General features: G+C 70.6%; 24 protein-coding genes. 9 read left to right on the forward strand and 15 right to left on the reverse strand.

The window, feature by feature from the left end; genetic code table 11:
• Nucleotides 1-26: 26 nt before the first annotated feature.
• The 6 genes from QRN27_RS12960 to QRN27_RS12985 are packed head-to-tail and all read right to left on the reverse strand — an operon-like array spanning nucleotide 27 to nucleotide 5,199.
• The gene (locus QRN27_RS12960) at nucleotides 27-899 is read right to left on the reverse strand and encodes a MurR/RpiR family transcriptional regulator (protein ID WP_056013189.1); all 873 of its coding nucleotides are present in this window, start codon (nucleotides 897-899) and stop codon (nucleotides 27-29) included.
• Nucleotides 880-1,761 (reverse strand): phosphonate ABC transporter, permease protein PhnE, encoded by an 882-nt coding sequence (gene phnE / locus QRN27_RS12965; protein WP_285042579.1) that lies wholly within the window; start codon nucleotides 1,759-1,761, stop codon nucleotides 880-882. Before phnE (QRN27_RS12965) ends, QRN27_RS12960 begins: the two co-directional genes overlap by 20 nt.
• On the reverse strand, nucleotides 1,758-2,567 hold the full coding sequence (gene phnE, locus QRN27_RS12970; protein WP_285042580.1) for a phosphonate ABC transporter, permease protein PhnE: 810 nt from the start codon (nucleotides 2,565-2,567) through the stop codon (nucleotides 1,758-1,760). Before phnE (QRN27_RS12970) ends, phnE (QRN27_RS12965) begins: the two co-directional genes overlap by 4 nt.
• Nucleotides 2,564-3,388: a phosphonate ABC transporter ATP-binding protein gene (gene phnC / locus QRN27_RS12975; protein WP_285042581.1), complete on the reverse strand. Its 825-nt coding sequence runs from the start codon at nucleotides 3,386-3,388 to the stop codon at nucleotides 2,564-2,566. Before phnC ends, phnE (QRN27_RS12970) begins: the two co-directional genes overlap by 4 nt.
• Before the next feature lie 55 nt (nucleotides 3,389-3,443).
• On the reverse strand, nucleotides 3,444-4,454 hold the full coding sequence (gene phnD, locus QRN27_RS12980) for a phosphate/phosphite/phosphonate ABC transporter substrate-binding protein (RefSeq protein WP_056013183.1): 1,011 nt from the start codon (nucleotides 4,452-4,454) through the stop codon (nucleotides 3,444-3,446).
• 31 nt (nucleotides 4,455-4,485) lie between these two features.
• Nucleotides 4,486-5,199, reverse strand: coding sequence for an HAD family hydrolase (locus QRN27_RS12985; protein WP_285042582.1), 714 nt, complete (start codon nucleotides 5,197-5,199; stop codon nucleotides 4,486-4,488).
• 144 nt (nucleotides 5,200-5,343) lie between these two features.
• Here QRN27_RS12985 and QRN27_RS12990 point away from each other — a divergent pair, with 144 nt between their 5' ends.
• From QRN27_RS12990 to QRN27_RS13000, 3 genes are all read left to right on the forward strand, one after another.
• Complete coding sequence (locus QRN27_RS12990; protein ID WP_285042583.1) at nucleotides 5,344-5,970, forward strand: amino acid deaminase; 627 nt, start codon at nucleotides 5,344-5,346, stop codon at nucleotides 5,968-5,970.
• A 115-nt stretch (nucleotides 5,971-6,085) separates the two neighbouring features.
• On the forward strand, nucleotides 6,086-6,340 hold the full coding sequence (locus QRN27_RS12995; protein WP_285042584.1) for a hypothetical protein: 255 nt from the start codon (nucleotides 6,086-6,088) through the stop codon (nucleotides 6,338-6,340).
• A 25-nt stretch (nucleotides 6,341-6,365) separates the two neighbouring features.
• Complete coding sequence (locus QRN27_RS13000) at nucleotides 6,366-6,611, forward strand: DUF2795 domain-containing protein (protein ID WP_285042585.1); 246 nt, start codon at nucleotides 6,366-6,368, stop codon at nucleotides 6,609-6,611.
• A gap of 86 nt (nucleotides 6,612-6,697) precedes the next feature.
• Here the strand turns inward: QRN27_RS13000 and QRN27_RS13005 are convergent, their stop codons facing one another.
• Nucleotides 6,698-9,727, reverse strand: a complete 3,030-nt coding sequence (locus QRN27_RS13005; RefSeq protein ID WP_285042586.1) for a CLIPPER-2 domain-containing protein — start codon at nucleotides 9,725-9,727, stop codon at nucleotides 6,698-6,700.
• Between the two features lie 264 nt (nucleotides 9,728-9,991).
• Here QRN27_RS13005 and QRN27_RS13010 point away from each other — a divergent pair, with 264 nt between their 5' ends.
• Together QRN27_RS13010 and QRN27_RS13015 are read left to right on the forward strand one after the other, a co-directional pair.
• Complete coding sequence (locus QRN27_RS13010; protein ID WP_285042587.1) at nucleotides 9,992-11,623, forward strand: helix-turn-helix transcriptional regulator; 1,632 nt, start codon at nucleotides 9,992-9,994, stop codon at nucleotides 11,621-11,623.
• Between the two features lie 125 nt (nucleotides 11,624-11,748).
• Entirely contained in the window at nucleotides 11,749-12,585 is an 837-nt protein-coding gene (locus QRN27_RS13015) for an alpha/beta fold hydrolase (protein WP_285042588.1), read from the forward strand.
• Between the two features lie 64 nt (nucleotides 12,586-12,649).
• On the opposite strand, the gene QRN27_RS13020 is transcribed toward QRN27_RS13015, so the two are convergent.
• The 6 genes from QRN27_RS13020 to QRN27_RS13045 all read right to left on the reverse strand — a co-directional run bounded on the left by QRN27_RS13020 (nucleotide 12,650) and on the right by QRN27_RS13045 (nucleotide 18,645).
• Nucleotides 12,650-13,327, reverse strand: a complete 678-nt coding sequence (locus tag QRN27_RS13020; RefSeq protein ID WP_285042589.1) for a DUF8175 domain-containg protein — start codon at nucleotides 13,325-13,327, stop codon at nucleotides 12,650-12,652.
• A 69-nt stretch (nucleotides 13,328-13,396) separates the two neighbouring features.
• On the reverse strand, nucleotides 13,397-13,963 hold the full coding sequence (locus tag QRN27_RS13025; protein WP_285042590.1) for a DUF2231 domain-containing protein: 567 nt from the start codon (nucleotides 13,961-13,963) through the stop codon (nucleotides 13,397-13,399).
• 116 nt (nucleotides 13,964-14,079) lie between these two features.
• The gene (locus tag QRN27_RS13030) at nucleotides 14,080-15,402 is read right to left on the reverse strand and encodes a glycoside hydrolase family 32 protein (RefSeq protein WP_285042591.1); all 1,323 of its coding nucleotides are present in this window, start codon (nucleotides 15,400-15,402) and stop codon (nucleotides 14,080-14,082) included.
• Nucleotides 15,403-15,470: 68 nt separating this feature from the next.
• A complete protein-coding gene (locus QRN27_RS13035) occupies nucleotides 15,471-16,304 on the reverse strand; it encodes a carbohydrate ABC transporter permease (RefSeq protein WP_082456107.1) in 834 nt (277 codons plus the stop codon).
• 8 nt (nucleotides 16,305-16,312) lie between these two features.
• Complete coding sequence (locus QRN27_RS13040; protein WP_082456108.1) at nucleotides 16,313-17,263, reverse strand: carbohydrate ABC transporter permease; 951 nt, start codon at nucleotides 17,261-17,263, stop codon at nucleotides 16,313-16,315.
• The gene (locus tag QRN27_RS13045; RefSeq protein WP_285042592.1) at nucleotides 17,263-18,645 is read right to left on the reverse strand and encodes an extracellular solute-binding protein; all 1,383 of its coding nucleotides are present in this window, start codon (nucleotides 18,643-18,645) and stop codon (nucleotides 17,263-17,265) included. The genes QRN27_RS13040 and QRN27_RS13045 overlap by 1 nt, the downstream gene beginning before the upstream one ends.
• Nucleotides 18,646-18,795: 150 nt before the next feature.
• Between QRN27_RS13045 and QRN27_RS13050 the strand changes: the two genes are divergently transcribed.
• Together QRN27_RS13050 and QRN27_RS13055 are read left to right on the forward strand one after the other, a co-directional pair.
• Nucleotides 18,796-19,848 carry a LacI family DNA-binding transcriptional regulator gene (locus QRN27_RS13050; protein ID WP_285042593.1) on the forward strand — a complete coding sequence of 351 codons (1,053 nt, stop codon included), beginning with the start codon at nucleotides 18,796-18,798 and terminating at the stop codon, nucleotides 19,846-19,848.
• A 25-nt stretch (nucleotides 19,849-19,873) separates the two neighbouring features.
• Nucleotides 19,874-20,791: a carbohydrate kinase family protein gene (locus tag QRN27_RS13055; protein WP_285042594.1), complete on the forward strand. Its 918-nt coding sequence runs from the start codon at nucleotides 19,874-19,876 to the stop codon at nucleotides 20,789-20,791.
• Between the two features lie 3 nt (nucleotides 20,792-20,794).
• On the opposite strand, the gene QRN27_RS13060 is transcribed toward QRN27_RS13055, so the two are convergent.
• Nucleotides 20,795-21,436 (reverse strand): MerR family transcriptional regulator, encoded by a 642-nt coding sequence (locus QRN27_RS13060; protein ID WP_285042595.1) that lies wholly within the window; start codon nucleotides 21,434-21,436, stop codon nucleotides 20,795-20,797.
• Between the two features lie 70 nt (nucleotides 21,437-21,506).
• Between QRN27_RS13060 and QRN27_RS13065 the strand changes: the two genes are divergently transcribed.
• Nucleotides 21,507-22,016: a DUF4188 domain-containing protein gene (locus tag QRN27_RS13065; RefSeq protein WP_194670815.1), complete on the forward strand. Its 510-nt coding sequence runs from the start codon at nucleotides 21,507-21,509 to the stop codon at nucleotides 22,014-22,016.
• Nucleotides 22,017-22,060: 44 nt separating this feature from the next.
• Complete coding sequence (locus tag QRN27_RS13070) at nucleotides 22,061-22,579, forward strand: DUF3592 domain-containing protein (RefSeq protein WP_285042596.1); 519 nt, start codon at nucleotides 22,061-22,063, stop codon at nucleotides 22,577-22,579.
• Here QRN27_RS13070 and QRN27_RS13075 read toward each other — a convergent pair.
• A complete protein-coding gene (locus QRN27_RS13075; RefSeq protein ID WP_285042597.1) occupies nucleotides 22,570-23,193 on the reverse strand; it encodes a hypothetical protein in 624 nt (207 codons plus the stop codon). The two genes, QRN27_RS13070 and QRN27_RS13075, sit on opposite strands and share 10 nt — an antisense overlap.
• Between the last annotated feature and the right edge of the window lie 12 nt (nucleotides 23,194-23,205).

The following is a 23,205-nucleotide window of genomic DNA, read 5'->3' on the forward strand; positions in this document are numbered from 1 at the left end:
TCGCCGATCGGGACCCCGCCCCGGGATCACCCCGAGGCGTCGTCCGAGAGCGAGTCGCTGATGACGGCGAGCGTCGCCGACTGGGCGCGTTGCGCGCGCTCGCCGCGCCGGGCGACGAGCAGGCCGACGACCGACTCGGTGACGAGCATGATGGCGGCCCGCGAGGTGTGGACGAGCTCGTCCCGGAAGGTGGCGTCGATGGGGGCGACGATGAGCGCCACCTCGGCGAGCTCGGCGACCGCGGATCGGGGGAACGAGGTGATCGCGAGCACCGTGGCACCGCTGGCGCGGGCGGCGGCGGCCACCTCGACGGACGCACGGCTGGCCCCCGAGCCGGAGAGGACGAGGCACGCCGAACCCGGCCCGAGGTGGGTCGCCGCGATCCGCTGACCGATGGTGTCGGGCAGGTACTCGGCGGGGCGCCCGGCCGACATGAGACGCATGGCGAGGTCCGAGCCGAGGGGCGAGGAGAGGCCGTTCGCGGCGATCAGCAGCCGCGGGGCCTCGTCGAGCACCTGGACGAAGCGCTCGAGCGTCTCCTCCGTCATGGCCGACGTCGTCTGCCCGAGCCGACCGGCGAACCGGTCGATGGCACCACGCAGCGAGCCGAGCATGGTGTCGTCGCCGTCGTTCCGCGCGGCCGGCGTGCCGAGGGCGACTTCACGGGTGAGGGCGACCCGGAGTTGCGGGTAGCCCTCGTAGCCGAGCGACTGCGCCGTCCGGATGACCGTCGCCCGCCCGACCCCGGCGAGGTCGGCGACCTCCTGCGCGGTGCGTTCGATGCTCGCTTCGATGTCGAGGGCGACCGTCTCGGCCACGCGTCGTTCGCTCGGTTGCAGCGACGGCGCGAGCATCGCGATCCGCGCCGTCGGTGGGGCGTCAGCCGACCCTGTCCACATTGCGGCTCCTCGTCGTGCGGGCGGGAAGGGTGGTGCGGGTGGCGCGCGTGGTCCGGACGCCCGGCCCCTGCGTGATCCGGCGGCGGATCGCCCCCGAGATCGCGTCCATCGTCATGGTCGCCACGACCACCACGATCAGCAGCATCCCGACTGTATCCCACTGCCGATAGTTGGTGTAGTTGGCCAACATGCTGCCGATCCCGCCGGCTCCGACGAGCCCGAGGACCGCCGAGGTACGGAGGTTGATCTCGAAGCGGTAGAGCGCGAGCGAGAGCAGGGCAGGGGCGGCGGCGGGCCAGAGTGCCCAACGGGTGACCTCGGCCGTGCCACCACCTGCGGCGCGCACGGCCTCCGACGCGCCCTCCTGCACGGACTCGATCGTCTCGTACACCCACTTGCCCTGCGTGCCGATGCCGGCGATGCCGAGCGCGAGCGCCCCGGTGAACGGGGTGAGCCCGGTGATGGTGAGCAGGATGAGCGCGATGATCACCTCGGGCACGGCGCGGATGACGGCGAACACGCCGCGCAACGGGAGCCGCAGCCAGACCGGACCGACGGATCGGGCGGCCAGCATGCCGAGCGGGATCGAGATGAGGACGCAGAGGATCGCGCCGATCCAGGCCATCGAGATCGACCGCCACATCTCGGTGAGGGCGCGAGGCAGCTTCTCCCAGTTGGGGCTCTCGAACATGAGCCCGCCGAAGTGCACCAGCTGCGCCGGGACCGCGCCGAGATCGCTCCAGTCGATGGGGAGGCCGGCGGTGGCCGCGACCACGACGATCGCGACCGCGACGGCGGCGAGGGTCGGCAGCAGACGGGAGGGGTGACGCGGCAGCTCGGGCCGCAGGTCGATGGTGCTCATACGAGGCGCCTCCGCAGCAGGTTCGACGCGATCTCGATGAGGACGACGACGACGAGGATCTCGAGCACGATGATCGAGACGTCGTCGTAGGCGTAGAACGCCCGGCGCTCGTCGAGGAGGCGCCCGATGCCGCCCGCGCCGACGATTCCGAGGATGGCCGAGATGCGGACGTTGAGTTCGAGCGTGTACAGCCACTGGTTCGCGAACAGCGGCCACACCTGCGGGAGGACGGTGGCGCGGTTGATCTGCGTCTGTGTGCCGCCCGCCGCCCGACCGGCCTCGAGGTAGGGGTGGTCTGCGGAGTCGATCGCCTCGGAGACGAGCTTGACGATGATGCCGATGTCGAACAGGAACAGGGTCAGGAGGCCGGGCAGTGCTCCGACGCCGACCATCGCGACGAGGATCGTGGCGTACACGAGGTCGGGGACGGCGCGGACGACGTTGACGACGGCGCGCAGCGCACGACGCGAGACCGCGTTCGGGTTCGTCGGTGCGGCCGCCCACAGCGTCAGCGGCACCGATAGGAGTGCGGCCGCGACCGCTCCGACGAGCGCCATCTGGAGGGTCTCCAGCATCGGCTGGACGGTCCGCGGCAGGAACGCGAAGTCGGGTTGGAACAGCTGGACGAGGAGCCCGGAACCGTTGTCCCAGTGGCTGATGAGCGCGCCGAAGTCGAGCTGCACGCCACCGATCGCCGGCAGGCACGTCGCGATCGTGAACGCGGCGACCGCTCCCAGGATCAGGGCGGTGCGGAGTCTCGCCGTCGGTTTCGGCGGCAGCTTCCAGTCGGTGCCGGTGGCGGTCACCGGTCGAGCCGATCGTCCGGCTGGATGGGACGACCGTAGATGCGCTCGAAGTCCGCTTCGGTCGCGTCGGCAGCGGACCCGTCGTAGACGAGTTCGCCGTCACGTAGTCCGATCATGCGGGTCGTGTAGGTGCGGGCGAGGTCCATCAGATGGATGTTGACGAGCACCGTGAGACCCGTCTCGGTGTTCACGCGGCGCAGGTCGTTCATGACCGTGTGCGCGGTCGGCGGGTCGAGGCTCGCGACCGGTTCGTCGGCGAGCATGACGCTCGGCTGCTGCGTGAGCGCGCGGGCGATCGCGACGCGCTGCTGCTGTCCGCCGGAGAGCTGTGCCGCGCGCGTCCAGACCTTGTCGAGCATGCCGACCGACTGGAGCGAGCGCAGGGCGAGCTCCCGGTCGGTCACCGTCGTGAGCCCGAGCAGCGTCCGGTAGGTGGGCGTGCTGGCGAACCGTCCGACGAGCACGTTGCGGTACACGCTGGCGCGGTCGGCCAGGTTGAATCCCTGGAAGATCATGCCGATGTGCCCGCGGAGGCTGCGGAGTCGGCGGCCGCGCAGACCGGTGACGAGGTGCGGGCCGACGGTCACGGTCCCGCTCGTCGCGGGCACGAGGCCGTTGATCGTGCGGATGAGCGTCGACTTGCCGGAGCCGGACAACCCGACGACGGAGACCATCTCGCCGGCGGCGATGTCGAGGGAGACGTTGCGGAGCGCCCTCGTGCCGTTCGGGTAGGTGACCGAGACGTCGTCGAGACGGATGGACCACGACGCGGAGGCCGCGAGCTGGGCTCGGGCCTCCGCGCGATGCTGATCAGTGTTCATGCACCGGATTCCTGGAGGGAGTGACGGGTGGGGTGGGGGACAGGACGGCGCCTGGTCAGTTCGAGAACTGGTCGAGGATCTCGCCGTAGCGGGTGATCTCGTCCGGTGCGGTCTTGTCGGTCCAGCCGGAGAGGCCGACGAGGTCGAACATGACCTGCTTCGCCTCGTCGGACGAGTCCGCGTAGCCCGCCATGAGCTTGGTGAGCTGCTCGGTGAGGTCCTTCGGGAGCGACTTGGAGACCGCGACGCCGCCGTTCGGGATCATCTCGGTGTACGCGAAGGCGACGACCTTGTCGGCGACGTCGGGCGCCTCCTTGAGGACGGTCGTGCGGGCGTCCCAGTAGCCGAAGGAGACCTCGGCGTCACCGTTGTAGACGGAGAGGACCGCGTTGTTGTTGCCTTCGACCGGCACCTGGGTGATGTCGGCGTCGGTGTCGATGCCGGCGTCACGCATGGCGACGACGGGGTACTGGTAGCCGGCGGGGGAGGTCGCGGCCTGCAGGGCGACCTTGGTGCCCTTCGAGATCTTGTCGAGGGATTTCAGTGCCGCCGGTCCGGAGCCGGTCGCGGCCTCGGCACCCGGTTCGATCCCGTTGCAGTAGGAGAGCGGGGTGTCGCTCGCCGCGTAGGTGACCATGACGGGTGCGTCGTCGCAGTACTTGTCGGGGTTGTTCGTGTACGCGACGGAGGCGTACGAGGTCGCCCCGAACCGGACGTCGCGGAGGACGAGGTTCGCGTCGTACCGCTCGGTCGCGTTGTAGAGGGAACCGGCGTCGGTGATGATGACCTGCGCCTGGTCGCTGCCGAGCGCTTCGACGGTGGCGGCGTAGTCGGTCGCGACGACCCCGTTCACCTCGATGCCCAGGTTCTCCGACAGGTAGGAGGTGAGCGGGTCGAGTGCCTCCGCGAGGTCTTCGCCCTCGACGGAGGGGACGAGGGAGATGGTGATCGAGTCCGGCCAGGCGGCGGTTCCCGTGGCGGAGGGGGTGGAGGCGGCGGGGCTGCAGCCGGCGAGGGCGAGGGCGGTGATGGCCGCGACGCCGGAGACGAGCAGGATCTTGCGCATGTTCAGGGTGCCTTTCGGAGAGTGAGGGTGATCAGGACTGCAGGGTGGAGGAGGAAGACGTGGAGTCGGAGGAGGACGCGGGGGCGGACGATGCGGATCGTGCCCAGTCGAGGATCCGGTCGTAGAGGTCGGCGAGCGACTGCCCGCGCATCGTCGCGTCGGCCGTGGACCGTTCGAACGTCGCTCCGACGAGCGCGGTGTCGGCGCCCAGCTCGGTGGCCGGCGCCAGGTCGTTCTCGACGATGTCGCCGACGGCGAGGAGCGGGCCGGTGGTGAGGGCCTCGCGGATGAGGGGGACGAGCCCGGCAGGTTTACCGACGGCGAAGTGCACGGCGTCGAACCGCTCGGTGACGCCCCAGGTGTCAAGGAGTTCCGTGATGCCGTCGCCGGGCGCGTTGGTGGCCAGGACGAGGCGGGCGTGGCCGCTGAGCGTGTCGAGGAACTCCGCCAGGCCGTCGGGGGAGACCACCGCTGCCTCGTCGGTGCCGAGGAGCGCTCGGGAGTCGTCGTAGGCGGCTCCGATGACGGCGGCGTCGACGCCCTGGTCGCGGGCGATCCGGGTGACGGCGTCGTAGCCGTCCCGGGCGTCGGCGGTGCCGGCCGCGAAGTCGGCGATGGCCGCTTCGGCGCGGGCGGCGAACGAGGCGTCCGCGGTGCGCTCGGCGATGGCGCGGGCGAAGGCCGTGATCGGTCCGTCGCCGAGGGCGAGGGTCCCGTCGAAGTCGAAGAGGATGGTGGGGGGCACAGGCGCTCCTTCTGAGCGTGTCGTTCGTGCGACCGCACCTGCGGACGCTGCGTCCATGATGACCAACGAGTGTGGACGCAATCACCACGCAACGTGAACGCCGGGTGAATTCGTCGAGGACCGGGCCCCCTAGGCTGTGGTGCTGTGACGATCGAGGAGCTGGCGCGGCGTGCCGAGGTGGAACCGGGCAGCGTGCTCGACGAGTGCTCCTGGCTCGGTCCGGCGATCGACGAGGATGCCGCAGCCCACCGCTTCGCCGTCTGGGGTGCGTCCACGGTGGTCGACGAGCACACGGGCACGCCGGTCGTCGCCCGTGCGCTGTTCGAGGCGCTGCACGAGCGGGCCGGACTCCGAGCCGCCTGGCCGATCGGCAACGCCGGACTCCTCCACACCTACGGCTACCTGCTGTCGACGGTGCCGACCCCCTACGGCCTGAAGCGCGAGCGCTGGCTCGATGGCGCGCTCGCCGGCGCGTTCGCGCTGCCGGCGGACGCGTTCGTCCCGTGGGCTCGCGAGGCGACGCTGCTGGCACGGGTGACGGCTGCGGCGCTCCCGGCACTGGACCAGCCGGTGCGATCCGCGGCGGGTCCCGACGGAGCGCGCCGCCTCGCGGTCGTGGGAGCTGCGGGGTCGTCGTCCGCGGTGGTCTACGGGGTCGCGGGTCGCCTGATCACCACGTTCCCGGTCGCCTCCGTTGCCGGCGTCCTCGAAGAGTGGGACGCCGATCCCGAGCGTCTCCGCTGGAATGCCGTCGCCGACACCGTCGGCTGATCACCGGAGCGGATGAGCACGTCGCCGTCAAGCCCTGCACCGACGACTTGCGATCACTGAACGTCTGTCGTATAAAAAATCTGTAGCGATCAACACAGATTCTTTGGAGCAGGAGATGACCACCGACCCCGCCGTGCTGACCGACCGTCGACGAGACGCCCCACGTCAGGCACTGGCCGCCCTCACCGCGTTGCCGCGCACCATGCGTCGCGTCACCCCGACACCGCGACGCGGCATCCTCCGGGACCTCGGCACTGCGGTCGGCGGCTACATCCTGCTCGTCGGCATCGCCGCCGCGTGCATCGTCGGCTGGGCCGCGCTGCTGGCCGTCCCCGCCCTCGCGATCGTCCTCAGCGCGACCGCACCCTGACCCCTTCACCGCAGAAAGGCATGACATGACCACCGTGATCACCGACATCAGCACCGACCCGGCCCTCGACGTCTTCCTCTCGACGATGGAGTACCCGGCCACCCGCTACGACCTCGTCCGCGAAGCAGCGCGCGACGGCCTCGGCAGCGAGGACCTCGCGGCGCTCGCCGCGCTCCCCGACCAGAGCTACGAGGGCGGTTGGTACGTGCGGCGTCAGCTCGCGCGGAACGGGCGGAGCGCCGCCGCGCAGCGCGAGCTCGTCGGCGCCTGAACGAGAGACCCTCACGCACACGCACGGACGGGCCGGGCCCGAAGGCCCGACCCGTCCGTGTCGATCAGTTCCTGATCAGTTCCGGATCAGCGCCCGGTGTGCAGACGGCGTCGGACGACCAGCGCGGCACCGAGCAACAGCAGGACCGCCGCGCCGATCGCCAGCGGTGCCACGTTCGCGCCCATCGAGGCGAGGACGGGACCCGGCGTGCTCACCGTGACCGTCGACGGGTCAGAGGTGAACGGGTCGCCGCCCGGGGTCGTCCCGGTGCCGAACGCGGTGTTGCGGATGGATCCCGCGTTCAGGTCGGCCTGGGTGACGGTGTACGTGGCGGTGCACACGATCTGGAGTCCGGGGGCGAGGAGCGCCGTGCCCGTGGGGCAGGTGATCGCCGACAGGATGCCGGTCCCGGTGAAGTCGCCCTCGGTGACGGCCACGTCACGGAGCGTGACGTTGCCGGTGTTCGTCACCTGGAACGAGTAGGTGATGACCTGACCGACCGCTGTCGCGCGCTCGACGTCCGCCGTCTTGACGACGGAGAGGCCGGGCACGGGCGGGGACGGGATCGTCACCTCGGACGGCGGCGAGACCGGCGGGACGCCCGTCACGCTGCTCGGCGGCGTCGCGGTCGCGGTCGCGGAGTTCGTGACCTGTCCGGCGTCGACGTCGGCCTGCACGACGGTGTACGTCGCCTCGCAGGTCACGGTCGCTCCGGGCGCCAGCGGGCCGACGTCCGTCGGGCAGACGACCTCGGACAGCTCGCCGGCTCCGGAGAAGTCGCCCTCGACCACGCGCGGGTTCGTCAGCGTGACGTTGCCGGTGTTGGTGACGAGGAACGAGTACGTGACGACCTGGCCCACCGTGAGGCGGTCCTGGGCGGCGGTGTCGGCCGACTTCACGACCGTGATCGCGGGTGCTGCCGGGAACTCGACGGTCGTCTCCGACGGCGGTGAGACCGGGGGCGTTCCGCCACCGGGCGGGGTGCCCGTCGCGGTGGCGGAGTTCGTCACGGAGCCGGCATCGACATCGGCCTGGGTGACCGTGTAGGTGGCCTCACAGGTGACCGTTGCAGCCGGCGCCAGGGACGCGGCCCCTGCCGGGCAGACGACGTCGGACAGCGCCCCGGTGCCGGTGAACGCACCCTCGACGACGCCGACGTCCGAGAGCGTGACGTTGCCGGTGTTGGTGACGAGGAACGAGTACGTGACGTCCTCACCGGCGGTCGAGACCGTGGTCGGCGTCGCCGACTTCACGACCGTGATGGCGGGTGCTGCCGGGAACTCGACGGTCGTCTCCGACGGCGGTGAGACCGGAGGAGTGCCACCACCGGGCGGGGTGCCGGTTGCGGTGGCGGTGTTCGTCACGGAACCTGCGTCGACGTCGGCCTGGGTGACCGTGTAGGTGGCCTCACAGGTGACCGTCGCAGCCGGAGCGAGAGACGCGGCCCCTGTCGGGCAGACGACGTCGGACAGCTCGCCGGTGCCGGAGAAGTCACCCTCGACGACGGACACGTTCGAGAGCGTGACATTGCCGGTGTTGGTGACGAGGAACGAGTACGTGACGTCCTCGCCGGCGGTCGAGACCGTGGTCGGCGTCGCGGACTTCACGACCGTGAGCGCCGGGGCCTGCGCGACGCCCGGGATAATGACCTCGGACGGCGGCGACACCGGCGGCTGGCCCTGCGGCGGCGTCCCCGTCGCGGTGGCCGAGTTGGTCACGGTGCCGGCGTCCACATCGGCCTGCGTCATCGTGTACGTCGCTTCACAGGTGATGGCGGCAGTCGGCGCGAGGGTCGCGGCACCGGCCGGGCACACGACGTCGGAGAGGTCACCGGTTCCGGTGAACGCCCCCTCGTCGACCTGCACATCGGTGAGCGGGACGTTGCCGGTGTTCGTGACGACGAACGAGTACGTGATCTCGTCACCGACGGCGTACTCGGCCGCGACCGGCGACGCCGACTTCACGACGGTGATCGCGGGAGCCTGGGGCACGAACTCGACCGTGGCGTCCGCCGGCGGGTTGAGGCCCACGCTCGTGATGTTGTCGGGTCCGTTCGTGAACGTCCCCGCGACCGGCGAGGTGACCTCGACGGTGATCGCGCAGGACGTCATGCCCTGGCTGAGGTTCCCGGTGACGGCGACCGAGGTACCGCCCTCGGGAGCGGTGACCACGCCGGAGGGGCAGGTCGTCGAGGCGTCGCCGTCGGCGATGGTCAGGCCGGCGGGCAGCGCGTCCGTGAAGGACCAGCCGTTCTTCGCAGCGAGTTCATCGGTGTTCGTGACCGTGAGCGTCAGCGTCGAGGTCTCGCCGGCGACGACACTCGCCGGGCTGAAGGACTTGTCGAGCTGCGGCGAGACGTCGAGCACCTGGATGTTGTCGAACGCGTGGTCGTTGCCGGCGGTGCCACCACCGGTGAGATTCCGTGCGACGATGCCGACGGTCGCTCCCGGGAGCAGGACGGCCCCGGGCGATACGTAGGTACCGACGCGGACGGTCTCGGCCCCGGCTGCACCGGTCGCGGGAGCGGTGACGGAGCGGGAGCCGGGAGCGGTACAGCCGTTGATCGCGCCGACCGAGTGCTCGGTGCCCTGGTCGTCGGCGAGGAAGAACTCCAGGATCGGCTGCTGCGACGCGTTGCAGGAGACGGCGGCGAGGTCGACCGAGGTCGTGAGGTAGCGGTTCGCGCTCACGAGGGCGATCGGGTCGACCGTCGCGAACTCGACCGCGTTCGGCGGGTTCATCGTCAGCGTCTGCGTGGACGTCCAGGCGCTGACGGAGTGGTTGGTGGTGTCGCCGCCGCCCAGGGCCCAGGCGAGCTGCCGCGTGCGGCCCTCACCCGAGGCGGTCGCGGCGAGGCAGAGGGGCTCGGCGGAGGAGGCGAAGCTCGTGATGGTGCCGTTGCACTGCGTCTGGTCGCGCCAGGAGGGGTCCGAGGTGTACCGGGCGCCGTCCGCACCGACGTAGTCCTGGAGGGAGGTGGGGGAGACGGTCCCGCTCTCGAAGTCCTCCGAGTAGACGACCGAACCGCTCTGCGCGGTTCCCGGGGTGCCGGGGAGCGCCTGTGCGCTCGACCCCACCCCGACGAGCGAGAGCGCCGACAGGAGGGTCACCCCCATGATCCCCATGGTGGTGCGACCGGCGGACGGTGCCTGCCACCGGTTCCGCCATCGCGCGCGATGGCGCCTTCGAGCCGTGTGCTGCTGCATGTGTGCTGCCTCCCCGTGATGCGGCGGTTCGCCCGCCGAAAACCTGGCCCCAGCTGAGGGGCCGACGATCAGTAGACCGGTGGAAGGGCTGCCGTTCGGGTGGATCGGGGAAAGACCACCCCCCATCCAGCCCCGGATGTTCCGCGACAGGTGAGGGTCACCTAGGGTGGACGCGTGCACATCGGTCGGAATAGGTACTTTCCCTCCCTGGGGGCCGGGTTCCTGCACCCCGCAGACGTCGCCCCCGTCACCGGACTCCTCGCAACCGCCATCGAGGATGAGGAGTGGGAGACCGTCGTCTCGGTGATCGAGCACGAGTGGGGGATCCTCATGGCCCTCGACCTGCCCACGCTCGACCGGGCACTGCGGGCCCTCCCGGCACGGATGCTCGCCGCCCACCCGATCGTGTTCGCCGTTCGCGAGATCCGGCTCAACATCCGCGGCGAGACCGACGGACTCGACCACTCTGCCGGCCGGGTCGACCTCCCGATCCAGCCGGACGACCTCCGCGACCGTGCCCGCTCCGAGCTCGCCCGGATCAGCCTGAGTGCGGCGACCGCCTTCATGATCGCCTACCGGGTGCACGGCCGGCATCAGCAGGCGCTGCACTACGCGAGGATCACGGAGGAGCTCGCCCGGCGGGCCCGCGTGCACCAGCCGAACGAGTTCGTGCCCAGGGTGCCCACCGCCCTGCTGCAGGTGGGGATCACGAAGCTGCTCGTCGGCGACCACCACGAGGCGAGCCTGGTGCTGCGTGAGGCCTACGAACTCCGCTCCGAGTCCTGGGACGGCCGGAACGGGCCGGACGCCTCCGGCAAGCTGGCCCTGCTGAACGCCGTCCGCGGCGAGATCGTCGATGCGGAGCGCTGGCTCGAACGACACGACGAAGGTGACGGCGCCCATGGCTGGATGGTGCCGCTCGTCCGCCTGTCCGGGGCGATCGCCCGGGCGCTCATCGCGATCGCCCGCATGGACCAACCCGCCGCGCAGGCCGCCCTCGCGTCCCTCGAACTGCAGGTGAACCGGGAGCGGTCCTGGGCGCCCTTCATCACCTACGCCCAGGCGCAGTACGCGCTCCTCTGGGGCGACCGGCGGGCGGCGTTGCAGATCATCGAACGCACCCGCTTGTTCGCCGGTCGCAGCCTGCGTCAGGCCGGCGCGGAACGACTCCTCGATGCGGTGGAGGCCTCCCTGCTGCTCGCCCTCGAACGCCCCACCGAGGCGAGCGCGCTCCTCGACGACCGCGACCGGAACGCCTACACGGCCGCCGTCGCGTCGCGTCTCGCGCTCCTCACCGATCGCAAACCGCTCGCCCGCGAACTCGCCACCGCCGGCCTCGCGGAGGTGAACATCGACGCGGGCGCGCAGACGGACCTCCTCATCGCCTCGGCGCTCGCCGACGCGTCCGACGAGGACGGCCGGCGACACCTCATGCAGGCGATCGCGACCACGGCGCGGACGGGGATGCTCACCCCCTTCGTGGTCGCACCCCGGACGCCGCTCCGTCAGTTGCTCGGCACGATGACACCCAGCGACACGCACACCCGGATCGACCGCATGCTGGTGTCGAGCCCCGAGCCGACACCCGAGCGCGCGCACCTCGTGGAGCTCACCGCGACCGAGCGCCGGATCCTCCTCCTGTCGGCCGAGGGACGCAGCCGCCAGGACATCGCGCTGGAGCTGTACGTGTCCGCGAACACGGTGAAGTTCCACTTCCGGAACGTCTATCGGAAGCTCGACGTCGACTCCCGCGAGGACGCCCTGGCCACCGCTCGAAGACTGGGACTGCTGCCGCCCCAACGGTGAGCTGCAAGCGTCGACCGGCAGGGTTAGGACATCGCGTGGCCGGTCGCAAGCCCCCATCGGTTCCGAGCGGCAGCTCCGAAGCTGAGGACGAGGGGCTGCGACGCGCAGCCCGGGAGAGGAATGCCATGACGGAGATCACCGCCCACCACGGCCTGCTGAAGGACACGAAGCTGCACGTCGACGACACCGGCGGCTCCGGCCGCCCGGTCGTCCTCATCCACGGCTGGCCGCTGTCGGGCGAATCCTGGAAGGAACAGGTCCCGGCGTTCGAGGCTGCCGGCTACCGGGTCGTCACGTACGACCGACGTGGATTCGGTCGCAGCGACAAGCCGCTGACCGGTTACGGCTACGACCGGCTCACCGACGACCTGCAGGCCGTGCTCGAGGCGCTCGACCTGCGCGACGTCACGCTCGTGGGGTTCTCGATGGGTGGCGGCGAGGTCGCCCGCTACTTCACCCGCCACGGGGCCGAGCGCATCCACAGTGCGGTGTTCGCCTCCGCCGTGCCGCCCTACCTGTTGCAGACGCCCGGCAACCCGGACGGCCCGCTTGCCGTCAGTGAAGCGGCGAAGATGACGGCCGGTCTGACGGCCGACCAGGACGCCTTCTACGACCAGTTCACGACCGACTTCTTCTCGGTCGACGGTGAGCTCAAGGTGACCGAGGAGCAGCGTCAGGAGGCACTCGCGCTTGCGCACCAGGCCTTCAAGCCGGCCGCCCTCGAGGCGATGGCGTCGTTCGCGAACACCGACTTCCGCGACGACCTGCCGAACGTCACCGTGCCGACGCTCGTCATCCACGGTGACAGCGACGCGACCGTGCCGCTCGAGGGCTCCGGTGCGCGGACGCATGCGGCGATCCCGTCGTCGACGCTCCACGTCGTGGCGGGAGCTCCGCACGGCGTGAACGTCAGCCACGCGGAGGAGTGGAACCGGGTCGTCCTGGAGTTCCTCGCGCGGTAGTCGCGGATGCGCGTGAGCGTCGGGCGGTGGGTGCCCCGTGCCCCATCGCCCGACGTTCGCGCGGTCAGCGCGAGTCGTCCGACCAGGGCAGGTAGCCGTCCAGGGAGTCGATGACCGCCGCCGGCAGTGGTGACTGCGCCCGATCGTCGAGGACGACCTTCCAGTCGCCCTCGACCCACTGTAGTGAGACGGGGGAGCTGACGAGCGCGCCGCCCTGGTCCGCGTCGACCCAGACGAGGTCGATGATGGCCGCGTCGGTGTCGTACGCATCGATCGCGAAGCCGGCGACCTGCGGTGATCCGAGCGCACCGTTGGGGAGGGCGGTGGGCGTCGCGAGCGCAGCGTCACGCCCGGGCCCAGGGGCGACGAGCATCGGGACGAGTCCGGCGAGCACCTCCGGGTTGGTCTCGGAGGCGAACGCGGTGTAGTTGACCGCCGCGGCGAGGGCTCCGTACGCCGTGCGCGCAAAGCAGAACCGCTCGTTCTCTCGGACGACGAAGGGGCCGCCGCCGCTGTTCTCGGCCGTGACGGCGATGGTTCCGACGAGCTCCCACTGGTTCGTCGGCGCGGCGGTGAGGGTGTTCGTGGTCTCCACCGTCTGCATGCCGCACACGCTGTCGCTGGTGGTCACCGTCTCGTCGACGGCCTGGGTGGCGTCGGGTGCGGGCGGCAGCGGGGCGGTGCAGCCGGTGAGCGCGAGCGCCAGCACCCCGATCGTGAGCATGGCCGTGCGTCCGCGCATCGTTCCCCCTGAGGACGTCGGCCCGACCCCCGGCCCGACGTTCCGCTCACCCTAGCAAGGTGCCCGCGGTCAGCGCTGTGGCAGGCCGTCGCCCGCCGGCGCGAAGCCGCTGCGCTGCGTGTCCTCGTCGGCCACGCGGACGCCGTACCGGTAGGTGAGCTCGCCACCGAGCACACCGGACAGGCCTACGAGGCCGTAGCCGACGAGACTCAGGAGCACCCCGGCGACCCCGGCCCGGTGGTGCCGCGACCGCGATCGCACGAGCCAGCTGCCGGCGAAGAGCGACGACGCCGCGACGTTCGCGGTGAGGTGCACGAGGGCGATGCGCCGCGCGTGGGTGCCTCGATCGATGGTGCGCAGGTCGAGGAGACCGAGCGACCCGGCGTCGGCGGCACCGACGAGGCCGATGCCCACGAGCCAGGTCGCACCGCGGGCGAACGACGCCGGCTTGGCGACGAAGCGGGTGGCCAGGTCGAAGACGAGGCTCGCCGTCCACGCCCCGATCGGCACGGTCACCGCCACGGCGTGCAGCGGGTGTCCGTAGGGTCCGGCGAGGATGGATCTCGGCCGCTTCGCCCGGCGGAGGCTCAGCTCGACGAGGTCCGGTGCGAGGCGTCGTGGCGTGTCGGTCGTCATACGGGGACGCTACGCCGCTGCGCGAACCCGGGTGGAGACCTTGACGCCGAGGGGCCACGCATGGTGCGCGGTCTGCCCTCGGCGCCAGATTCTCAGACGACCCGCTCGTCAGCGGATCAGGCGGTCGGCGTCGGGACCCGCAGCGACCACGCCTCCGCCGTCACGCCCGCGTCGTGCCGCAGGGCGTAGTGCTCGCCGTCCGAGGGGTAGGCGCGGAAGGTGAGGGCCGGACGGCCGGTCCGGTGGATCTCCACGATCGACGCGTCGATGAGGACCCGCACCTCGTCACCGGTGGCCAGCTCGCCCTGCCAGACGGTCTGCTCCGCCGAGCCGCCGAGGACGAGTGCCGCGGTCCCAGCTCCGGTCAACACGACCTCGGCCTGGTCGGGGAGCGCGGCCACCTCGACCGGCTCGGCCCGGAGCGCCGTCAGTTCCCTGGCGGGGACGAGCTCGACCTGGTCGTCGCGGACGACGAGTTCGCGCGGGAAGGTCAGCATGCCGGACCACCCGTGCTCGTCGACCTCCGCCTGGGTCCGGCCGCGGACGCCGTCCGGCGCGAGCTCCTGCGCCCACCCCCAGAGGAGCACGCGCGCCGGCTGCCCGTCGGAGCCGTCGGACTGCACGGCCTGCGGCGCGTAGAAGCTCGAGCCCTCGTCGATGAGGCCGGTGCGGCGTGCGCTGAACCCGGGGCGGCCGGTGCCCTCATCGATGGTCAGCGAGCCGAGCGCCCACGCGACCCCGCGGTGCGGCTGCCCGTCCAACCACAGCGACATGATCAGCACCCAGTCCTCGCCCACCTGGACCAGCTGCGGGCACTCCCAGCCCTCGCACGGCGCGAGGTCCGAGACCACCGGCGCCTCGGCGTCGAGCAGGTACCCCTCCTCCGTCCAGGCGTCGAGGTCGTCCGCGCGGTAGAGCAGCAGTGCGCCGCCCACGTCGGAGCGGCCGGCGCCCTGGATCGCCCAGCGGCGCCCGCCCAGCTCGAAGAGGAACGGGTCCCGCACCATCGTCACCCGCTCGTCCGAGGGGAGGGCGGCGGCGACGACGCGCTCACCGCTCCAGTCGCGGGCGTCGGCCGAGCCGTGCACGACGACCACCTCGGAGCGCCCGTGTCGGTCGCGGGCGGCGGAGTAGACGACCACCGGCAGACCGTCGTCGATGACCCCGACGCCGCTCCAGCACCCGAAGCCGTCCGTGGTGCCAGGGCGGGGGTGCAGGGCGACCGGGTGTTCCTCCCAGGCCAGCAGGTCCGCGGAGCTCGTGTGTCCCCAGTGGATGTCCTCGTGCCGGGCGGATCCCGGGTTGTACTGGAAGAAGACGTGCCAGCGGCCGTCGACGAACATGATGCCGTTGGGGTCGTTCACCCAGCCGGCCTCGGGCCTCGGGTGCAACCGCGGGAAGCTGCGGTCGGCGTGCTGCTGGGACTGGAGGCCGGTCATGGCTCCCTTTCGGTCGGAGATCGGTCTGGTCGAGGTGGTTCGGATCGCGGTGCGGGTGTCGACGTCGGTCACTTGCTGACGCCGGCAGTGAGTCCCTCGCGCAACGGCTTCTGCCCGAAGACGAACACGAGGGCGGCGGGGATCATCGACAGGACGACGCCGGCGAGCACGGTCGCGACGGACCCGGTGCCGAGGTTGCCCTGCAGGGTCACGAGCCCGAGCGGGAGGGTGAAGTTCTGCTCGCTGATCGTGAGGATCAGTGGTCGGAAGAACTCGTTCCAGTGGTAGTTGAACGCGAGGATGCCGACGATCGCGAGGCCGGGCGCAGCCAACGGGAGGTAGATGCGGAAGAAGATCTTCCACGGCCCGGCACCGTCGATCTGTGCCGCCTCGGCGAGTTCCGGCGGCAACCCCATGAAGTACTGGCGCATGAGGAAGGTGCCGAACGCTGTCGGGATCATCGGGATGATGAGGGCGAGCAGGGTGTCCGACAGCCCCATGCCGCGGATGAGCATGAAGACCGGGACGATCGTCACCTGCATCGGCACCATCATCGTGGCGAGGATGAGCCCGAACAGGATGCGCTTCCCGCCGAAGTCGAAGCGCGCGAACACGTAGCCGGCCATGGCGGCACTGAGCATCTGCCCGGCGGCGATGAGCAGCGTCACGAGCGCGCTGTTCCAGGTGTAGAGCAGGATCGGGATCTTCTGGAACACGTCGATGAACGCGCCGGGGCCGAACTCGGTCTGCCCGGTGTCGACGTTCGCCGGGGTGAGCGCCGTGACGAGCGTCCACACGACCGGTGCGAGCGTGAGGAAGGCGGCGATGATGAGGACGAGGAACTTCCCCGCCGTGGCCAGTCGACGGCGCGTCTGGTTCGGGGCGATAACTGCGGTGGACATCGTGGACCTCATCCGTAGAAGACGAAACGCTTGCTGAGCCGGAACTGCGCGGCGGTGACCAGCATGATCAGGAGCGTAAGCACGATGCCGATCGCTGCAGCGAGACCGAAGTCGAGCTGTTGGAACGCGGATTCGTAGATCACCATGACGGCCGTGCGGGTGTCGTCCCCCGGCCCGCCGCGGGTGAGGACGTACGGCTGGTCGAAGATCTGCAGGGCGCTGATGATGGCCATGACGGAGGCGACGAGCATCGTCGGGCTCACGAGCGGGAGCGTCACGTGCCGGAACTGGCTCCAGCCGTGCGCGCCGTCGAGCGACGACGCCTCGTAGACCTCGCGCGGGATCGCGGCGAGCCCGCCGATGAACAGCAGGAAGGTGAACCCGAAGTTCTGCCACACGTAGACGAGCAGCACGACGATCTTCGCCCCGAACCCGGTCGTCAACCAGCCGATGTCCCCGACGCCGAAGAGGCCGAGGAACTCGTTGACGAGGCCGAACTCCTGGTTGAACAGGTACGACATCACGAGGGACACGGACGCCGCCGAGAGGACCAGCGGGAAGAACAGCGCCGAGCGGAAGAAGGTCCGGATCCACTCCGGCATGCGGGACTGCACGAGGATCGCCAGGAGGAGGGCGACGGCCAGTTGCAGCGTCACGGCGACCACGACGAAGCCGACCGTGTTGAGGAACGACACGCGCACCGTCGGGTTGGCTGCGAGGTCGACGAAGTTGCCGACACCGACGAACTCGGGCGCCGAGATGATGTCCCAGCGGAAGAACGCCAGCAGGAACGAGCCGATGATCGGGACGAAGCTGAAGAGGCCGAGTCCGATGAGCGTCGGGGCGAGGAACACCCAGACGAGCAACCGGCTGCCGCGCGGGGCGGGACGTCGGCGTCCGGACTTCGCTTCGGGTGGGACGACGAGCGCGCGGGTCGCCGTCGGTGACTGCAGTGCCATCATCGTCCCTTCAGTGCGAGTGCGAGGTCCCGCTGCATCGTCTCGAGGCCCCGGCGGACCCCGGTCTGGCCGTTGGTGATCGCGCCGACCACGTTCTTGACGAGTGCCGACTCGACGGCGGCCTGCTGGGGTGGCGCGGGCATCGGGCCCGTCGTCGGGAAGCGGTCGAGGGTGTCATAGAAGACCTCCCAGTGCTTCGGTCCGATGTCGCCGCCGTACAGCTCGGCATTGAGGGACCGGCGGGGGAGCGAGGAGTCGGGCTGCTGATGCGCGATCGACATCCCCTCGACGGAGATGCAGTACTTCATCCACTCCCACGCCTCGTCCTTGCGCTCGGAGGTCCGCATCATCGCGTAACCGCCGGCGCCGAACTGGTGCCGCTGGCCGCGCATCTTCGGGAAGTAGGTCACGTCGTACTCGTCGTTGCCGAGGCCGGCGTCGTTGAGCCCCTTCACCCAGAACCCGCCGGCCGGCGTCATGCCGACCGATCCGCGGGAGAAGAGGGAGACGAGCTCGTTGCCGCCACCCTGCGCGGGGTTCGCGGCGATCCCCTCGGAGACCATGCGCTCGAGGACCTCGAAGCTCTCCACGGTGCGGTCGCTGAGGGCGTCGGCGTGCTCCCAGAGGTAGCCGCCGCCGCGGGGCGTCTCGTTCGGGTAGAACCTGGACCACATCCAGTCGCCGCCCGGCGCCTTCTCCTCGGTGAGGAAGCTCGTGTCGTTGATGTACAGCCACGGCACGACGCCGCCCCAGAGCCGGTTGTTCCAGAAGTACGGCAGGAACGAGCCGGGGGCGCTGCCCTGCATGGTGCGGGCGACGGTGAAGAAGTCGTCGACCGACCAGTCGTCCCGTGGGCGCTCGAGCCCTGCGCGTTCGAACGCCGAGGTGTTGTAGTACATGTTCGCGGCGTTGAAGTTGTCGGGCAGTTGGAACAGGTTGCCCTTGTACATGAACGATTCGATGAGCGAGGGGTTCACGTCGTCGAAGTACTCCTGTAGCTCGGCGGCGTCGCGCTGCACGTACTCGTCGATGGGGTGGGCAAGACGTTCTGCGAACAGCTGGGTGCCCTCGGTCGCCACCGACACGATGTCCGGCGGGGTGCCCGCTGCGACCATCGTGAGGATCTTCGCGAAGAAGTTGCCCCAGTCCTGGCCCTGGATCGCGATGATCCGGACGGGGATGTCGGGGTGCAGCTTCTGGAAGCCGTCCACGAGCGACTGCCGGGCGGCGGCGTCCTGGGCGGTGCCGAAGAGGGCGACGGTGAGGGCGTCGTCGCCACGGCCTGGGATGTCTCCGCCGGTGAGGCGTGGCCAGGAGATGGCCGTGCCCGCCAGACCGAGACCGAGCAGGGCGAGTGCCGCCCTGCGACTCAGATCAACCACGTTGTTGCTCCTGCGAAATCGGGGCCGACCGTTCGCAGGGCGCGGACGATGAGCCATGAATGGGAGTGCTGAACGGATTCAGCAAACGAAACATAACACAGCTCCGCGCGATATGCTGAACTGATTCAGCAACCCGCACGAAGGAGTGTCATGTCCACCCAGCGCCGCCGCACGACCCTCGCGGACGTCGCCGAGCGCTCGGGCATGTCGAAGGCCGCCGTCAGCATGATCATGAACGACCGCCCGGGGTCGCGGCTGTCGGCGGACGCCGTGGAGCGGGTGCGTGCGGCCGCTGCAGAACTCGACTACCGCCCCAACCCCGCAGCCCAGGTGCTCCGGCGCGGCAAGACCCGGACGATCGGCTTCATCTCCGACGAGGTGACGCTGACCCGCCACGCTTCCGGACTCATCGGCGGCGCGCTCGAGGTCTCGAAGGCGAACGACCACACCATGCTCATCGCCGAGACCGAGGGGATCGAGGGCGGTCTCGCTCGGGCGTTCGAGACGATGATCGACCACCGCGTCGACGGCATCCTCATCGGCCTGCTCGGCGCCCGCCTCATCGACCTCCCGAGTACCTCGACCGGCGTCCCGGTCGTCGTCCTGAACGGAGCGTCGTCGTCGGGCCACGCGAACGTCCTGCCCGACGAACGCGCCGCCGGCTATGCGGTCGCCAAGCGACTCGTCGACGCCGGGCACCACCGCATCGGCGTGGTCGGCGACCTCCCGCGCGAGGTCATCAGCGACCTCCGTCAGACCGCTACGGTGGCGCTGCGATTCGAGGGCATCGCCGCCGCGTTCGCGGAGGCCGGCGTCGAACCGGTGCGCGTCGACATCCCGGAGTGGCAGCCGGAGCCCGGCTACGAGGCGACCCGCACGCTCCTCGACCGGCATCCCGACGTCACCGCGATCCTCGCCGCGAACGACGGCGTCGCCTTCGGTGCCTACCAGGTGCTGCTCGAACGGGGACGCCGGATCCCGCAGGACGTCTCCGTGGTCTCCTTCGACGACGAGATCCTCGCGGGCTACCTCCGTCCAGGGCTCACCACTGCCCGGCTGCCCTACCAGGAGATCGGCGCGCTCGGAGCGTCGATGCTCCTCGGTCGGCACGCCCTCGGGCACGAGCTCGTCACCATGCCGATCATCGAGCGGGACTCGCTCGCCACCCTGTCACCAGCCACCCCGTCACCCGTCGCCGTCTGACCCGGACCCAGCAGAGAGAACAGCCATGCACACGACCCCGACGACCGACGTGCTCATCGCCGGCGAGACGCTCATCGACATCGTCCGTCGACTCGACGGAACGCAGGCCGAGAGTCCCGGTGGCAGCCCGGCGAACGTCGGCATCACCCTCGGTCGGCTCGGCCGGATCCCGGCCCTCGTGACCCACGTCGGGGACGACGAGCGCGGGGCGGCGATCCGGTCCTGGCTCGACGCGTCCGGGGTCTCGCTGGTGTCGGCGCCCACCGGCCGGACGTCCACGGCACAGGCGACGCTCGATGCGGACGGTGCGGCCACCTACGAGTTCGACCTCTCCCTCGACCTCGACGCCACGGATGCTCCGGACGCGCCCGTCGTGCACACCGGCTCGATCGCCACGGTGCTCGAGCCCAGTGCCAGTCGCCTGCGTGCGCTGGTGGAGGCTCGTCGGGATGCGGCGCTCATCACCTACGACCCCAACATCCGTCCCACGCTCGTCGACGACGCCGAGCGCGTGCGGCGGACGGCGCTCGAGTGCATCGCGCGAGCCCACGTGGTGAAGGCGAGTGACGAGGACGTCGCCTTCCTGCACCCGGACCTCGCGCTCGTCGACGCGGCGAAGCAGTGGGTGTCGTCGGGTCCCGGGCTCGTCGTCGTGACGCGGGGTGGTGACGGAGCCCTGGTGGTGCGTGCCGGATCGGTGTTCGAGATCGCGACGCCACGGGTGACGGTGGCCGACACCGTCGGTGCCGGCGACACGTTCATGGGTGCGCTCATCGACGGCCTGCTGACCGCCGGGGTCTCGGGGCCTGCGGCCGAGGAGCGGCTCGGGGCGATCTCCGACCACGACCTCCGACGACTCCTCGAGCGTGCTGCGCGGGCAGCGAGTGTCACGGTGTCGCGCCCAGGGGCGAACCCGCCGACGCTGGCGGAACTGGACGCCTGACGCTCAGGACTCCTGCGGCGTCACCGGCATCGTCGCGTCCGGCCCGCCGAACCGCGCCGAGGACACCACCTGCTGTGCCGCCCGGCGGAGGGCGAGGATGAGCGGTTCGGTGAGGACCGTTCCGAGCACGATGTACTGCACGGCGAGCTCGGGGGAGTCTGCCGGGATGCCGTCGATCTCCGCTTCGGCGATGCGACGAGCGGCCTCGACGTAGCGGTCGAGCACCTCGGGCGGCACGGTGAAGCCGGCGCGCTCCAGGGTGTCGAGCGCCTGGGCGAGGCCGGCGAGGAGCCCGGGGTCGCACTGCGCCGCGACGCCGCCGAGCCGTTCGTAGAGCTCGAGCGCGCGCGTGGTGTCGAGGGGACCTGCGGGGCGCGGGGTGACGGCGGCGTGCGCCACGCCGAGGAGGTCGTACGGGCCGGGCGGCGGTGCGTCGAGGGCGGCCACGACGTTCCGGGTCTCGGCGATGCTGACGCCGGCGGTCAGGAGGGCTCTGATGACCCGGAGTCGGGACAGGTGGGCGTCGCCGTACCGCGCCTGGGTCGCCGAGGTGCGCTCGCCCTCCGGGAGGAGTCGCTCGCGCAGGTAGTACTTGATGGTCGCCACCGGCACCTCGCATGCCGCGGCGAGTTCGGAGATTCGCATCGTGTCCTTCTCGCATGGATAGTGCTACTATCCAACTTGGATAGCGTCCCTATCGAACAAGGAGCAGTGTATGTCACGCGTCGTCGCCGGCCGAATCACCCACCGTCACGAGGGGGAGCTCGTCGTCTTCCACATCGGCATGACCGTCAACCAGTGGTGGCGTCCCGACCAGTGGATGCCGATCTTCGGAGAGATGCCACGCATGTTGCGCGAGCTGATGACCGACCCGGACTCCGGCCTCCTCGGCTCCCACATCCTGCTCGGTGCGTCCGGACCGTACCTCGTCCAGTACTGGTCGTCGATCGAGAAGCTCTACGCCTACGCCTCAGCGCCCGCCTCGGAGCATCGACCCGCCTGGTCGCGGTTCAACCGGCGTGCCCGGTCGGCACCGAAGGCGGTCGGGGTCTGGCACGAGACGTTCCTGGTCGAGCGGGCCGAGAGCATCTACGTGTCGACGCCCGCCATGGGGCTGCCGGCGGCGACCGAGGCGGTGCCGATCGGCTCCCGCAACCAGCACGCGCGCCAGCGCTTCGCCGACGGCCGGACCGGAGCGACGGAGGCGCCGGAGGCGTCGGCTTGAGGAAGCTGTGTCGAGCCGCATCCGAGCTGTGTTGAGATAGGCGGGTGGACCTCCAGAAGCAACCGGCGCCAGCGGCGTCGAACCCGACCCGCAAGCGCTCCGGCATGGTCGCCCTCATCCTCGGCATGTTGCTCGTCGGCCCGGTGATGATCGCGATCGGGGTCGGCCTCCGGCTGGCGGACGACGAGCTGCTCCAGACGGGCACGCGCACCACCGGCACGATCACCGAGGTGCAGGACGGCGTGGAGGCCTCGGACCTCGACTTCCGGGTCGAGTACCGTGCCACCGACGACACCGTGCACACGGTCTGGGAGTCGTGGGACATCAGCGACCGACCGTCCGTCGGCGACGAGGTCACGATCGTCTACCGGGCCTCCGATCCGGGGGCGGCTGTCGTCGAAGGCTACGGCGGCGAGGGCGAGTGGATGACCGGACTCGGAGTCGTCTTCACCGTCATCCTCGGCGGGACGGGGATCATGATGCTCGTGATGGCCGCTCGGGGCCGGTCGGAGCGCGCACAGGCGCGGCGCGCAGCGATGCAGCCGCCCACCGGTCAGCGGTAGCGCGGCGGAACGGCGAGCGGCGCGGAGACGAGTGCGGCCCCTCGGGGGATCTCACCAGAGCCGTGCCGTACCGGCGTCCCGAGGGCGAGCACGATCTGCAGGCCGTCGGCGGGGTCGGTCGCGGCGTCCGCGTGCCGGAACGTCAGGGTCGGCGGGTCCTCGGAGACGCTGTAACTGAGCACGATCATCGAGCTCGACCCGGAGGCCCGGAGGCGCGGTCTGGAGAACCGCACCGACGACTCGTGCACGGTGAGGACCTGCTCCCGGTGGAGGATCCGACCGGCGCCGGTCGCGTCGCCGCCGCCGGCGCTCACCATGACCTGGGGGCCGGCGAAGCCGACGATGGCGTGGTTCAGGTCGTCGGGGGCGGAGATGAGGCCGCTCGCGTCCCGCAGCTCGACGAGCTGCAGTCGCCACCGGATGCGATGGTCGACGTCGGTGCTGATCCAGACGTCCCGGACGCTGCCGCGGCCCCGGTCGAGCGGTTGCCGGACGAGGTCGTCGAATCGGATGATCCGTGATGGCCCTGGTGTCGCGGGTGGTCGTGAGACGACGTCGACGAGGACGAGATGAGCGGGAGTGGCAGCCGGTTCGGGTCCAGCTGCTGCGCGCATCTCGTCCTCGTC

Source organism: Plantibacter sp. LMC-P-059a (assembly GCF_030209505.1).
Classification (GTDB): domain Bacteria; phylum Actinomycetota; class Actinomycetes; order Actinomycetales; family Microbacteriaceae; genus Plantibacter.